Annotated in this window: 11 protein-coding genes; 6 read left to right on the top strand and 5 right to left on the bottom strand. The window is 46.3% G+C overall.

Translation table 11 applies throughout. From position 1 onward, the window contains the following. Window positions 1-22: 22 nt before the first annotated feature. The 3 genes from astA (at window position 23) to L5L94_RS13615 (ending at window position 3,525) form a co-directional block, all read left to right on the top strand. The gene (astA, locus tag L5L94_RS13625; protein WP_263163618.1) at window positions 23-1,042 is read left to right on the top strand and encodes an arginine N-succinyltransferase; all 1,020 of its coding nucleotides are present in this window, start codon (window positions 23-25) and stop codon (window positions 1,040-1,042) included. 9 nt (window positions 1,043-1,051) lie between these two features. After that, window positions 1,052-2,512, top strand: coding sequence for a succinylglutamate-semialdehyde dehydrogenase (gene astD, locus L5L94_RS13620; protein WP_263163616.1), 1,461 nt, complete (start codon window positions 1,052-1,054; stop codon window positions 2,510-2,512). 209 nt (window positions 2,513-2,721) lie between these two features. Further along, window positions 2,722-3,525 (top strand): DUF1338 domain-containing protein, encoded by an 804-nt coding sequence (locus L5L94_RS13615; protein ID WP_212599655.1) that lies wholly within the window; start codon window positions 2,722-2,724, stop codon window positions 3,523-3,525. Between the two features lie 103 nt (window positions 3,526-3,628). On the opposite strand, the gene L5L94_RS13610 is transcribed toward L5L94_RS13615, so the two are convergent. The 4 genes from L5L94_RS13610 to crp form a co-directional block, all read right to left on the bottom strand. Then, window positions 3,629-4,957 (bottom strand): ATP-binding protein, encoded by a 1,329-nt coding sequence (locus tag L5L94_RS13610; protein ID WP_131523982.1) that lies wholly within the window; start codon window positions 4,955-4,957, stop codon window positions 3,629-3,631. After that, window positions 4,954-5,628, bottom strand: a complete 675-nt coding sequence (locus L5L94_RS13605) for a response regulator transcription factor (protein WP_131523983.1) — start codon at window positions 5,626-5,628, stop codon at window positions 4,954-4,956. Before L5L94_RS13605 ends, L5L94_RS13610 begins: the two co-directional genes overlap by 4 nt. After that, the gene (locus L5L94_RS13600; RefSeq protein WP_105250261.1) at window positions 5,609-5,956 is read right to left on the bottom strand and encodes a PepSY domain-containing protein; all 348 of its coding nucleotides are present in this window, start codon (window positions 5,954-5,956) and stop codon (window positions 5,609-5,611) included. The genes L5L94_RS13605 and L5L94_RS13600 overlap by 20 nt, the downstream gene beginning before the upstream one ends. An 82-nt stretch (window positions 5,957-6,038) precedes the next feature. Next, the gene (crp, locus tag L5L94_RS13595) at window positions 6,039-6,674 is read right to left on the bottom strand and encodes a cAMP-activated global transcriptional regulator CRP (protein WP_006080082.1); all 636 of its coding nucleotides are present in this window, start codon (window positions 6,672-6,674) and stop codon (window positions 6,039-6,041) included. Window positions 6,675-7,105: 431 nt separating this feature from the next. Here crp and L5L94_RS13590 point away from each other — a divergent pair, with 431 nt between their 5' ends. After that, window positions 7,106-7,885: a tetratricopeptide repeat protein gene (locus tag L5L94_RS13590; RefSeq protein WP_131525482.1), complete on the top strand. Its 780-nt coding sequence runs from the start codon at window positions 7,106-7,108 to the stop codon at window positions 7,883-7,885. A gap of 119 nt (window positions 7,886-8,004) precedes the next feature. On the opposite strand, the gene thpR is transcribed toward L5L94_RS13590, so the two are convergent. After that, window positions 8,005-8,556: an RNA 2',3'-cyclic phosphodiesterase gene (gene thpR, locus L5L94_RS13585; protein WP_317629646.1), complete on the bottom strand. Its 552-nt coding sequence runs from the start codon at window positions 8,554-8,556 to the stop codon at window positions 8,005-8,007. Between the two features lie 199 nt (window positions 8,557-8,755). On the opposite strand from thpR, the gene L5L94_RS13580 reads away from it, so the two are divergent. Both L5L94_RS13580 and hrpB read left to right on the top strand, forming a co-directional pair. Beyond that, entirely contained in the window at window positions 8,756-10,975 is a 2,220-nt protein-coding gene (locus L5L94_RS13580) for a putative bifunctional diguanylate cyclase/phosphodiesterase (protein WP_198571945.1), read from the top strand. A gap of 127 nt (window positions 10,976-11,102) precedes the next feature. Then, window positions 11,103-13,652, top strand: a complete 2,550-nt coding sequence (gene hrpB / locus L5L94_RS13575) for an ATP-dependent helicase HrpB (protein ID WP_263163612.1) — start codon at window positions 11,103-11,105, stop codon at window positions 13,650-13,652. The last annotated feature ends 39 nt before the right edge of the window (window positions 13,653-13,691 follow it).

The following is a 13,691-nucleotide window of genomic DNA, read 5'->3' as shown; positions in this document are numbered from 1 at the left end:
GCCAAAGTGAGGAGACACTAAGATGTTAATCATACGTCCTATTCAGGCTGGTGATTTTGAGGCCTTATATCAAATTGCCGAAGAGTCTGGTCATGGTTTTACGTCATTACCTGTGAATGCGGATCTGCTCAGACATAAAATTGCTCGAGCAGAAGCCTCATTCGTCAAAGCCGTAGAGACTCCCTTCGATGAAGGTTATCTAATGGTGCTGGAAGATACCGATACCCGTGAAGTGGTGGGAACGTGCGCCATCGAAGCGGCGGTGGGAATGGAAGATGCGTTCTACCATTATCGACTCGGTACCGAAGTCTATCATTCTGAGCAAATTGACGTGCGTAACGAGGTCGAAACACTCACCCTTTGCCATGACTACACTGGCGCTGCTGAGATGTGTACGCTGTTTTTGCGTGAAGCATATCGCAAGGGCAACAATGGCCGCATGTTATCCCGCAGTCGCTTTCTGTTTTTAGCTCAACATGCGAAGCGTTTTGGCGAAACTGTGATTGCCGAAATGCGCGGTGTAAGCGACGCCGAGGGGTATTCACCTTTTTATGGTTGGTTGCAAAAACACTTTTTGGGCATAGATTTTATTCAGGCGGATTATCTTTCTGGCTTAGGTAAAAAGGCATTTATGGCCGAAATGATGCCACGAAATCCTGTCTACGTTTGTCTGTTGCCGGAAGAAGCGCAGAAAGTGATTGGCGAAGTGCATACCAATACCCGTCCCGCATTAAGTTTGCTGCAGGCCGAAGGCTTTCGATGCCGCGGTTATGTGGATATTTTTGATGGTGGTCCAACAGTTGAGTGTCGTTTATCGGACATTCGCGGCGTGCGTGAAAGTCGTTTATTGACCGTCGATATTGGTGACATGGTCGAAGCCGACACTCAATTTATTATCTCAAATACCCAATTAGCCAATTACCGAGCGACGTCTGCTGCACTGGCCGTGGACGACAAATCCGAACATATCATCATTAGCCCTGAGCTGGCAGCGGGTTTGCTACTCGCAAAAGGCGATCAAATCCGTATTTTGGCAATGTAGGAATAACCAATGACACATTATATTCAAGGCCAGTGGCATGCTGGCAAAGGTCATGACGTGACCTCAATTAACCCTGCCAATGCACAATCTATTTGGACCGGTAAAACGGCCACTGCAGAACAAGTTAATGCCGCCGTTGATGCCGCGCGCGCCGCACAGTTTGATTGGTTTATGTTAGGTTTCGATGCGCGTTTAGCCATAGTTGAAGCGTATCGCACCCAACTCGAAGCCAATAAAGCGGAACTGGCTGAAACGATTGCCCAAGAAACGGGTAAACCTCAGTGGGAAACCGCGACTGAAGTCGGTGCCATGATAGGCAAAATTGCTTTATCGGCTGCGGCTTACAATAAACGTACGGGCACAGAAGCCAACGATACGCCAGCAGGACGTGCGGTTATCCGCCATAAGCCCCACGGTGTTGTGGCTGTGTTCGGTCCTTACAACTTCCCTGGTCATTTGCCGAACGGCCACATAGTGCCTGCGCTGTTGGCTGGGAATACCGTGATTTTCAAACCTTCAGAGCTCACGCCTAAAGTCGCCGAGTTGATGGTCAGCCTATGGGATAAAGCAGGTCTGCCTGCTGGCGTGCTCAACTTAGTCCAAGGTGAGGTGGATACGGGTAAAGCGCTGGCTTCACACCCACAGCTCGATGGTCTGTTCTTTACTGGTAGCTCACGCACAGGTCATTTTTTACATCAACAATATGCGGGTCATCCGGGCAAAATTTTAGCACTTGAGATGGGGGGTAATAACCCACTGATCATTAAAGGTGTGCAGGATATTAAGGCCGCAGTGCACGATATTTTGCAGTCGGCTTATATCTCATCGGGTCAACGTTGCACTTGTGCCCGCCGTTTATATGTCGAGCAAGGCGAGCAGGGCGATGCGCTGATTGCCATGTTAGTCGATGCGGTTAAACAGATTAAAGTCGGTCCTTGGAACGCGCAGCCACAACCTTTTATGGGCTCAATGATTTCTGAAACTGCCGCTAAGGGTATGGTTGCGGCGCAGGCGAATCTGTTGAACTTAGGCGGCGTGTCTTTGGTCGAGTTGACCCATCTAGAAGCGGGTACAGGCATAGTGTCTCCTGGCCTTATCGATGTGACAGCGATCGATGTCTTGCCGGACGAAGAATACTTCGGACCTCTGCTACAGCTGGTGCGTTATAGTGATTTCGATCAAGCGATCAAATTGGCTAACCAAACGCGTTACGGCTTGTCTGCGGGATTACTTGCCGATAGCCGTGAAGATTATGATTATTTCCTCGCGCGTATTCGTGCAGGGATTGTTAACTGGAACAAACAAATCACTGGCGCATCGGGCGCGGCACCTTTTGGTGGTGTTGGGGCTTCGGGTAACCACAGAGCGAGTGCTTTCTATGCCGCCGATTACTGTGCTTATCCAGTCGCTTCTGTCGAGGCTGATGCCGTGAGTTTACCCGCGACATTAAGCCCAGGTTTGAGCTTGTAAGCGGGTAGAGATTTGACTTTTATGTGGTAAAGAATATGTGGGCAAGAGGAGGAAGGACTAATGTTCTTCCTTTTTAATAACAAGCAGTAACGTTACTTGAGTTTCTACTGTGGGTATGTGTGACGCTGCAACAGTGGCATTTAGGTCGTTACATTTAGTGTTCGCGGCAAAATAACAGCAATAACCGCAGCACAATAAAAGGAGTTTTTATGCATACCGACATCAACGCGTTATTTGCCGCCCTGTGGCAAGACTATATTCAAATGACCCCTTCTGCGGCAAAAGTGCACGCGTTGTTGGGTCATGGTAAGCCGATCATCAACGACCATATTGCCCTGCGTACTTTCAATATCGCTAAGGTGAATTTGGACGTGCTAGCTAAGCATTTCACTTCGTTAGGTTATGTACCTTGCGGTGATTATAAGTTTGAACAGAAAAAACTGATCGCTAAGCATTTTGAACATCCAGATTCGACTCAGCCTAAAGTGTTTATCTCTGAGCTGTTGGTTGAAGAATTTAGCCCTGCGTTGCAAAAAACTATTCAAGGCTTAATCGCCCAAGTGGATGCTGCAGCGACAACGGCGGACAACTTTATTTACTCAGGCCGTCATTGGTCTTTAGATGCTAAAACCTATCAGGACTTATTAACTGAGAGTGAATATGCAGCTTGGGTAGCGGCTTTTGGTTATCGCGCTAACCATTTCACTGTGTCTATCAATCACCTCGATGGTTTTGAGACTTTAGAGTCAGTGAATGAAGCTCTGAAGCAAGCGGGCTTTGTGCTCAATAGTTCAGGTGGCGAGATCAAAGGTTCGCCAGAAGTCTTGTTAGAACAGTCTTCGACTATGGCTGATAAGATTGGTGTTGAATTTACTGACGCGACAGTGGAAATCCCAAGCTGTTTTTATGAGTTTGCGCTACGTTATCCTATGGCTAATGGCGAGCTCTACACAGGCTTTGTGGCGGCATCTGCCGATAAGATTTTTGAAAGCACCAATGTGAATAAAGCCTAACGTCCTCAAATTGCTTTCTGCATAAAAAAAACGCCATCAATTCGATGGCGTTTTTTATGGATATTTCAAACAAGGTATTTAATACGATTGGTATAACCTGGGGCTAGCTAAATGTCAGCTCGATCCTCAATCCACCTAAGCGAGTGCTGTGATTAAACTGCAGCTCAATCTCGTATTGCTCGGCAATTTCTTTCACTATTGATAATCCTAAACCGTGACCCATCACAGACTCATCAAGCCTTGTTCCTCTTTGTGTGAGCTTATCTAGCTCATCATCAGCAACCCCTGGACCATCATCATCAATACAAAGGCAGAGACGCTCTTGTTGACGCGATAGCTGAATGCTGACTCGGCTCTGGGCCCATTTAAAGGCGTTGTCTAGCAGGTTGCCTAAGAGCTCCATGCCATCTTCCCTGTGAATAGGCAGTCTGAGAATATTGGGATCGAGTTCGAAATCACATTCAATGGACTTGTTGCGGTGAACCTTATTTAGCGTGTTGGCTAGGCTATGTAAATCCCTAGGGATCACCAATTGCGCAGCGGGGAGCATGTCGCCAGTGATCCTCGCCGCAGCCAGTTTACGCTCGACCATCTTGTGAATCGAATCAAGTTGCTGCTGCAGGGCAATGGCAGTTTCAGGATCTTTGAGGCCAAGAGCTTCAACCTGTTGCTGCATCACGGCAAGTGGCGTTTTGAGCCCATGGCTCAAATTACCTAAGTTATTGCGGCTACGTTCAATTTGCTTGGCTGTGTACTCAAGTAGTTCATTATAGGTTTTTGCTAATGGTTGTACTTCGGGAGGAATATTATTGAGCTCCAGCGCGTTAATTTCCCCTTGTCTTAGCCGAGAAAGTGCGTGCTGTATGTGCTTAACTGGCTTAAATGATTGACGTAGGATCAAGAATATCCCCGCGATCATAGCAACTAACATCGCCAGATTGACACCAAGCTTAGTGCCATAAACCTCGCTAAACACGCGTCTACCGATACTCAAATCTTGCGCAACGGTTAAGGTAGCGCTGACATTGGCACTGCTGGAATTTAACCCTAATGATAACAACTGCATATCGTTATTTTTTGGCCCTTTAGCTTGCCAGACGCGGGTTTGATTCGGTGCTAGTGGCTCGATATCTAACTGCATATCCCACAGGGAGCGTGAGCGAATCACTTCATTTGGCAGGTTAAGCTGAAAATAACGGCCTGAATAGGCGGGCTTGTAGAAACTGGAAAGCTGGCTTTGATCTATGCTGATCTCCCCATCATGGATATGGGTTGCCAGCATGATATGTTCGAGATCTTCTTCTAAGCGATTGATAATAGAGTCGTGGAAGGCCTGACGTAGCATGGACTCAAACAGTATCAGTCCAATTACAGTACCTAACACGAGTAAGCCAGTTAACCATAAACTGAGCTTAGTGCGGATCGAGATCATTCAATAATGCCGTGGAAGATGTAACCTTGGCCGCGACGGGTTTCGATCGTGGTTTTACCCAGTTTCTTGCGTAGATGGGTGACATAAACCTCGACCACATTGCTCTCTTTTTCATCGTCAAACTGATAGAGCTTATCAGTTAGCTGCGTCTTAGATAGCAGCTTCTTAGGTGACATGAGGAAGATTTTTAACAGCCTGAATTCCATTGCTGTGAGTTCATACAGTTGCTCGGCCACTTTTACCGTTTGTTCTGCTTCATCTAAAACCACGCCACCATAACTCAATTGTTTACTTGAGGTGTTTAGACGACCATGTGCACGGTGGATTAAAGCTTGGATTCGGGCCAATAATTCCTGGGCGTGGAAAGGTTTACCTAAGTAATCGTCGGCGCCAGCATTAAAACCTTCTACTTTTTCATGCCATTGGCTGCGGGCCGTCAGCATGATGACTGGAGTGCTGATCCCTTGATTTCGCCAGCCTTCGAGCAGTTCGAGGCCGTTGCCATCGGGCAAACCTATGTCTAAGATTACGCAATCGTATTGGGTTTCTTTGATCAGATAATCGGCTTCAAGCGCTTTGTCTGTAATATCGGTTACATAGCCAGCGAGTTTGAGTTGTTTCTCCAGCTCGGTGACTAGCATTGGGTTATCTTCAACGAGTAACAGTTTCATGTTTTCGACATTCGCTCGGTAGTGCTATTGATTGATCGGCTTGACCATTTGTTGCATCAATACTGAGATTAACGATTTGGCCACGCTGAACTTTGATTTGCAAATCATAGCGCCATTTATGATCTTCTTGATAGAGATGAGCATCAATTAGTTCACCTTGGCAAAATTGGTTTACTACGGCGAGTGTACCGTTTAAGGACAATATTTGCCCAGAGTTAACTAACGCCTTGGCTTGATAATGTTCTAATTCAATAGGTTCGGCATGCAAGATTATTGGATGCACCAGCGTGAATAGGCTGAAAAAACAGATTAAAAACAGCCGTTTCATTTGAGCTCCCCAATAAAAAATGGCCTAGAATTTATTCTAGGCCACTTTAATAAGGCAGGCTTAAATCAAGCTGAAGACTAACTTAACGGGTACCGTATACCACGATTGTCTTACCATGAGCTTGGATCAAATTCTGTTCTTCTAACATCTTCAAGATACGACCCACAGTTTCCCGTGAACAGCCAACGATTTGACCTATCTCTTGACGAGTGATCTTAATCTGCATGCCATCAGGGTGTGTCATAGCATCAGGTTGTTTAGCCAGATGTAATAGAGTTTGAGCAATACGGCCTGCAACGTCTAAGAATGCAAGGTTACCCACTTTCTGGCTGGTACTTTGTAGGCGATAGGCCATTTGTGCAGACAGCTTCATCAGAATTTCAGGGTTAACTTGAATTAACTGTCTGAATTTCTTATATGAAATCTCAGCGATTTCACAAGCTTGCTTAGCACGAACCCAAGCGGTACGTTCGGCTTGTTCTTCAAACAAACCTAGTTCACCGATAAAGTCACCTTGATTCAGATAAGAAAGGATCATCTCCTTACCTTCTTCATCTTTAATCAATACCGCTACAGAACCTTTTACTATGTAATAAAGGGTATCTGAGTCTTCACCAGCATGGATAAGAGTGCTCTTTGCAGGGTACTTATGAATGTGACAGTGTGATAAAAACCATTCCAAAGTTGGATCAGGTTTTGGCTTACCAATCAGAGCCATGTTGGTGTTCCTCGATTGATTAAAACGAAAGTAAGAGTATTCTAAATAAGCATTTTACGTCAATTAAACTCACAAAAACTTGATGGAAGTCTTAGTTTAGAATAAGTGAATAAATGCAATTAACCATCTAAAATTAGAGCCTATTTTGCTACTTTAGTGATTTAAGTCAACTAAATCGATATGAAACTCGCTGGATTCACTTAACTCTGTCGAGTTAATCACATCTTACCAGTCTATTTCAGCAGTTTTATTATAGATTATGAATAAAATATGCCACTAAATTACACAATAACATGTTTCACTTTTTAAATTTGACATTCCATTTGGCTTAGCTTCCCCCATTATCCTGAGGTTTGTGCGTATTTAGGCTCGACTTATGGGGTTAATTCTGGCTAACTTTGAGGGCGGTTGTTTTTAAGAGAGGTAAGCAAGTGAAATACAGATTATGGGTTTTAGGTGCAGGTTTAAGCTTAACAATAGGGCTGAGCTCTGCGGCGCACGCATTTTCTATCCCGCAGCCAGCAGCTGAACTTGCGGCCAGTAAGTTTGTGCATATTCAGGTGACGGCAGAGCAAGGTGATGCCGATGCTCAATTTTTGCTGGGATTAATGTATCTCTCTGGACGTTTTGTGTCGCAAGAAGTGCCGACTGGATTGCACTGGATCTCACTTGCCGCCGAACAACAACATGAAAAAGCGCAGCAAACCTTAGCGGATCTGTCATTTGAAGGCCAATTGATCAAGCGTGACTTGTCAGTCGCTGAGCATTGGTATAAAGGGTTGAGTGAGCAGGGCAGTCGTTGGGCTCAATTCCGTTTAGGCTTTATTTATGCGTCTGGCGGTGACGGTGTGCAGCGCAACTGCGGTAAAGCGGTCGAGCAATTTTCCCAAGTGGGTGATGATGTTGCTTTGGGCAATGTGGCGTGGATTTTAGCAACTTGTCCCGAAGCAGAATATCGTGATGGCAATAAAGCGGTCGAGTTGTCCTTAAAATTACTCAAAGTGAATGAAAACGATCCTACAAATCTTGATAATTTAGCCGCGGCTTATGCGGAGTTAGGCGATTTTGGTGCTGCTATTTCGACGCAGCAGAAAGCGATCGAAGCGTTGAAAATGAATGCTGAAATGACTAAGACTGATGAGTTTATGCTGCGGTTACAAACCTACGAGCAAAAGCGTGCCTATCGCGAAACCTTACGTTTACTCGAATAGGGCTTTCTTCATCATCGCTCTCTAGTTAACTGCTATTTTTATTCTAGTATTGATTAATGGATTGATTCATAAGTTTAAAAATAAAGCCTGAGTGGATACTCGGGCTTTTTGTTTTTGATTTAAGGCTCACCGAGCGCCCAAGAATCTAGGATGTGATATTCGACACCCGTGCTTGTGCTTTTTGAATGGTATAAATGCAAATTATCGGGCGTTAACGTCAGCGTATTCATACCTTTGAGTTGCAATAAAGCCGACTCATCTAGTGTCCATTGTTTTGCTTTTCTAAATAAACTGATGTGCGGGCAAAAGCTGTGCTCATTCCGATGCAATTGCAGTCGGTCAGCAATTTCTTGCGTCTGTTTAGCGAATTGCGCTAACGGAGGCTCAATATCATCGCCTTTCAAGCAACATACTTGCGCATTGGGCCATACATCGAGCTGGTTAAGCCGAACGCTAAATCTTGGCTTCACTAAGCGGTCAACCGCATCAAGGAGGGCGATTTTTTGCTCGTTGTTAGCTTGACCCATAAAGCAGAGCGTTAAATGCATATTACTGACGCTAACCGCTTTCGCCTCCGGATTGAGGTGGCAAATCAGTTGCTGCTGTAAATCACTCAGCCTTGTCATTTGTGCAGCGGTAGGCGCGAAGCCGAGAAATAGCCTTTGTTGCATCGGTTTATCGTCCTTTGTGGCGTTCAACACGGATTATCTCTGGGAACACTTTGACGTTTAGCGTCTTTGAGCGTTAATCTAGCTGTTGAATTTATCAGCTAATTTGTGACTCAAGCAGACGTTTAATTCACTGTGAGCCTATACTTAATGCACGTCGATAATACCTTAAATGGATTTTTAGGTAAGGAAGAGACTTTTCATGTCAGTAGGTTTAGCTAATCCACTCCAACAGGCTTTGGTCAGTATTTTTAGTGAATCCCCGCTAGAAACCTTAGAGCAGAATGTTGACAGAGCGCTTGAGACTATTACTTTGCAACTGCATTGTGACGGGGTATTTGTATTAACCGGAAGCCAGTCACTGGATCGTTTACGCACGCGTAATTTGTATCTAAAACCCCAATTTGCCCAAGGCCAACAAACCCGAGTCTGGCCCTTGGCACGTATGCCATTTTTTCGCTCTCTTGTCCGTACTCCGCGTCTATTAAATCTGGCTGATGTGAATACCTTGCCTGCCGATGCTCAGGCTGAGCGAGCTTTATTAAGGGATTGGGACGTCAAGAGTCTATTAGTATTGCCGCCAGTCGTGTTTGGCGAAACTCGTATTGCCTTGGGGGCTGTCAATTGCTCAGAATGCTGTGAATGGAGCGAAGAGTTTATAAGTGAGTTTAATCACGCCGCTGTGATGATTGGCTCTGCGATGGAATTGACGCGTATCGCTTTGAGCATGCTTGCCAGTGAACATAAATACTGTGAAGTATTCAACCAGTTGCCCTTAGCTTGCGCCTTGTTAGATAAGCATGATCAATTGACTATGCTGAATAAAGTCGCTCTGCAAACCCTGCCAATTCAACATGGCTATGATTTATTCGACATGGTGCGTGAGGAAGAACACGCCATGCTAACTGATACCTTACATGTGGTACGAGAAGGTGTGCTCGGTCAAGCTTGGTGTGAATTACCTTTAAAATCAATTCATCAATTAACTTGGTTGAAACTGAGTTTTAGCCAGATTAGCGGCGATAAAGATACTTTAGTCATGATTGCCGAAGATGTCAGTGAAAAGTACCGCTTAGCCGATGAGCTGTCGTTCCATGCCAATTATGATGCGCTCACAGGATTGCCCAATCGGTTACATTTCGAAGCCCTATTAGAAAACCTACTACATGCCCACGATGATATGCCTATTTGCGTGGCGTTTCTCGATTTAGACCAATTCCAAGTCATTAACAATATCAGTGGCCATCAGGCTGGGGATAAGCTGCTTTGCCAAGTCGCATTACGTTTGAAACAGCTCGTACGTAAAGGCGATATTGTTGCCCGTTTAGGGGGCGATGAGTTTGGTATCCTGATGCATTACTGCAATGTGGACTCTGCGAAACAGATTGCTAAGCGGATTTGTACCCAGTTAGCAAATCATGAGTTTATTTGGGAAAGTCGTAGTCACAATGTCAGTGTCAGTATGGGGATTGCTAGGCTAGATAAAAAATCCGCCGATATTTATACCGTCATGAGTCAAGCTGACGCTGCTTGTCGATTGGCGAAGGATCAAGGCCGAAATGGCTGGCATTTATACAGTGCGAGCGATCCTAAAATGAACCGTCTCTACACCGAGATGATGGCCTCTGTAGATATCGTCGGCGCACTCGCATTAAACCAATTCGAGCTTTATTTTCAAAGCATAGTGCCGTTAAACCGCGAGGAAACTGGCTTACATTTAGAGATCCTACTGCGTATGGTGCAGACTAACGGCACTATAGTGTCTCCAGCTATCTTCTTACCTGCCGCCGAGCGATACAACTTGGCTTCTAAGGTTGATCTTTGGGTGATCGATAATTTGCTCAAGTGGGGTGGTAGTCATTTAGATATTTGGCAGCAATTGGATCTAGTGTCTGTGAATCTGTCGGCAACTTCTTTGGGCGATCATGAGTTTATGAATTGGCTAGAAATGCGTTTGATGGCCGAACCTGAGCTGGTGGATAAGCTTTGCATCGAGATCACTGAAACCGCGGCTGTGAGTCAGCTTGATCAAGCGACAAAGTTACTCGAGATACTTCGTCCACTCAATTGTAAATTAGCCCTCGATGATTTTGGTGCAGGCTTTTCTAGCTTTGCTTACCTTAAGCGCCTCAATGTGGATTTTGTAAAGGTTGATGGCCAATTTGTCGTCAATATTTGCGAAGACTCTGCGGATCAGGCGATCGTAAAATCCATCTGCCAACTTGGTCAAGATATGGGGTTTGATGTGGTTGCTGAATTTGTCGAATCCCAAGAAATAGGGTGGAAATTGCAAGCCTTAGGCGTCGACTATGCTCAAGGTTACGCCATCAATAAACCGATACGCTTAGCTGAACTACAGTCAGGGCTCAGTCAACCTTGGCTCGAAAAGCGTGAGATTTTTGCTCCCTATCCACAGCTGTAATCTTGGGCATGGCAGCCTTGAGCTGTTACTTATGTCAGCACTGACTTGATAATGTTTGCTGCGAAATGGTACTCAAAGCCGATTGTTAGTACACTGACGCCCTGTCTTGGCCGCTGATGTCTTTTTCTTGAACTCTCTACCTATTCATAGCTTATTAGCACCGCTGCGCGCGGCTTTTTCTCGTCACGCTCAAGTGATCCTCGAGGCACCGACAGGTGCGGGTAAATCAACGGCGTTACCTTTGGCTATGTTGGATTGGCCAGAAATCAGCGGACGCATTTTAATGCTCGAACCGCGGCGTGTCGCGGCGCGTAGTGTGGCGCACTATATTGCCAGCTGTCGCCAGCAAAAGGTGGGGCAAGAAGTCGGCTATCGCGTCCGCGGTGAAGCTAAAATCAGCGCCAATACCCGTTTAGAAATTGTCACCGAAGGCATACTGACGCGAATGATCCAACAAGATCCCGAGTTAACTGGGATTGGAATGATCATCTTCGATGAAATTCATGAACGTCACCTCACCACAGATTTAGGTCTTGCCCTAGCGCTCGAAGTGCAAGCTTCACTGCGGGACGATTTAAAGATATTAGCTATGTCAGCGACTCTATCTGGTCTTGCCTTCGCTGAACTCATGCCAGAAGCGGTGACCTTGCACAGCGAAGGCCGGAGTTTTCCTGTCGACATCGAATATCGCCCTGTGCCAACTCAGCAGCATTGGATCGATCACCTCGGCCGCTGCGTGCTCGAACTGGTCTCGGCCAGCAGCAGTGCCGGTGTTGATAAAACTGCTGCCAATAATGCCGTGCTCGTGTTTTTACCCGGTAAAGGGGAGATCTTACGATTACAGCAGTTTTTGCGTGAGCGCTTAGCGGACGATGCCTTTTTGATTTGCCCTCTTTATGGTGAACTTTCAGGTGCCGAGCAAGATAGCGCGATCGCTGCAACTATAGATGGCAGGCGCAAAATTGTGCTAGCCACTAACGTGGCGGAATCGAGTTTAACTATTGAAGAAATAGGGTTTGTCATCGACAGTGGCTATAAACGACAAGCGAGTTTTAACCCTAAAACCGGTGTCACCCGCTTAGGCTTGAAACGTATAAGCCAAGCCTCCGCAACTCAGCGTAGTGGTCGCGCCGGGCGTTTATCAGCGGGTGTGTGCGTTCGCCTGTGGAGCCAAGAAGAACATGGCCGCATGCTCAGGGCCGATGAACCCGAGATCAGCCAAGCGGATCTGGTGGCTATGGCCCACGATTGTGCTTACTGGGGCGCAAAATCCTTTAGCGACTTGATGTTGTTAACGCCGCCACCTAGTGTGCATGAGGCGCTGGCGTGGAAACTGTTACAAGATTTAGGCATGGTCGATACTCAAAATAAACTCACTCCCCATGGTAAAGCGGCCTACGAGCTAGGGTGTCACCCAAGGCTTGCTCATATGTTATTGGGCGCAAAAAGTTTGGGCGCAAACAATGGGGGAGTCAATAATGCTAACGAACAAGCAACGCAATTGGGCAGTTTGGCCTGCTTGTTGTCGGGGGTTTTAGAGGCGCGCGGTTTGCCTAAAAAGGGCGCCGATATCATGAATTACCTGCACTTTGCCTGTCATGGACAAGCTGGGCAACAGGCAAAACAGTGGCAGAAAAAGCTAGGATTAGCGGCGGATTTGTCTAAGATAGCGACCCATGCACACCACAGCGATGTGGGGTTGTTATTAGCACTTGCGTATCCGGATCGTATTGCTAAAGCTCGCGGTGTTGAGGGCTACCAATTAGCCAATGGTACTGGCGTCGTGCTCGCAGCCGATGATGCATTGGCGCAAACGCCGTGGATGGTGGTGGCGGATTTTCAAGAAACTGAAGGCAGAAACGCTGGGCGGATTTACTTAGCGAGTCAGCTTCAGCCAAGCTTGTTCGACCGCGAGCTAAAAGGTTTACTGGATATTCATGAGATCTGTGGCTGGGATGAAGCTAAAGGTCGAGTAATTGCGCAGCGCCAATACAAGGTCGGACAAATTTTAGTAAAAACCGAGACGATTGCTAAGCCTGAACGTAAGCAGATTGTCGCGGCCTTACTGGGCTATATTCGCCAGCAAGGATTACAAATCCTCAATTGGAACGCTAACTTAGAACAGTTTCAACACAGGCTCAAATTGGCAACTGAGTTCGACGTGGGCAGTGACTGGCCCAAGGTTGATGATGAAGCATTATTAGCGAGCCTAGAAACTTGGCTGGCGCCTTACCTCGAAAATGTGAATAATCTGCAGCAATTAGTTAAGCTCGATTGCTTTGGTTTTGTGGCAAACTGTTTGAGCTGGCAGCAGAAACAGCGTCTTGACGAGTTATTGCCAACTTCCTGGCCGTTAGTCACCGGTACCTCTGCGCCAATAGTATACGACGAGTCTGGGCGTGCGCTGCTGCGTGTGCGTCTGCAAGAAACCTTTGGCATGGCGCAGAGTCCTATGTTGGCGCAGGGCAAACTAAAGGTGACGATGGAATTACTCTCTCCAGCCCAGCGTCCATTAGCCTTGACGGCAGATTTAGCCAGCTTTTGGCAGGGACCTTATGTGGAAGTGAAAAAGGAAATGCGCGGTCGATATCCAAAACATCTGTGGCCAGACGATCCTGTGAATACACTGCCGACAAAATTTACCAAGAAGAAAACCTTGGGTTTAGCTCAGCCCTAGCACCATGCCGCTGGTTTTATAACATTTTGTTATGAAACA

Origin of the sequence: Shewanella sp. SM21 (assembly GCF_025654335.1) — a bacterium.
Classification (GTDB): domain Bacteria; phylum Pseudomonadota; class Gammaproteobacteria; order Enterobacterales; family Shewanellaceae; genus Shewanella; species Shewanella oncorhynchi.
Note: the sequence above shows the minus strand (reverse complement) of the source record. Positions and strands in the feature narration are given on the sequence as shown.

Coding starts and splice junctions, on each gene's coding strand:
- L5L94_RS13600 (WP_105250261.1), bottom strand. CDS start 5,956: ATGAAACGGCTGTTTTTAATCTGTTTTTTCAGCCTATTCACGCTGGTG.
- astD (WP_263163616.1), top strand. CDS start 1,052: ATGACACATTATATTCAAGGCCAGTGGCATGCTGGCAAAGGTCATGAC.
- L5L94_RS13580 (WP_198571945.1), top strand. CDS start 8,756: ATGTCAGTAGGTTTAGCTAATCCACTCCAACAGGCTTTGGTCAGTATT.
- thpR (WP_317629646.1), bottom strand. CDS start 8,556: ATGCAACAAAGGCTATTTCTCGGCTTCGCGCCTACCGCTGCACAAATG.
- L5L94_RS13615 (WP_212599655.1), top strand. CDS start 2,722: ATGCATACCGACATCAACGCGTTATTTGCCGCCCTGTGGCAAGACTAT.
- astA (WP_263163618.1), top strand. CDS start 23: ATGTTAATCATACGTCCTATTCAGGCTGGTGATTTTGAGGCCTTATAT.
- L5L94_RS13605 (WP_131523983.1), bottom strand. CDS start 5,628: ATGAAACTGTTACTCGTTGAAGATAACCCAATGCTAGTCACCGAGCTG.
- crp (WP_006080082.1), bottom strand. CDS start 6,674: ATGGCTCTGATTGGTAAGCCAAAACCTGATCCAACTTTGGAATGGTTT.
- L5L94_RS13610 (WP_131523982.1), bottom strand. CDS start 4,957: ATGATCTCGATCCGCACTAAGCTCAGTTTATGGTTAACTGGCTTACTC.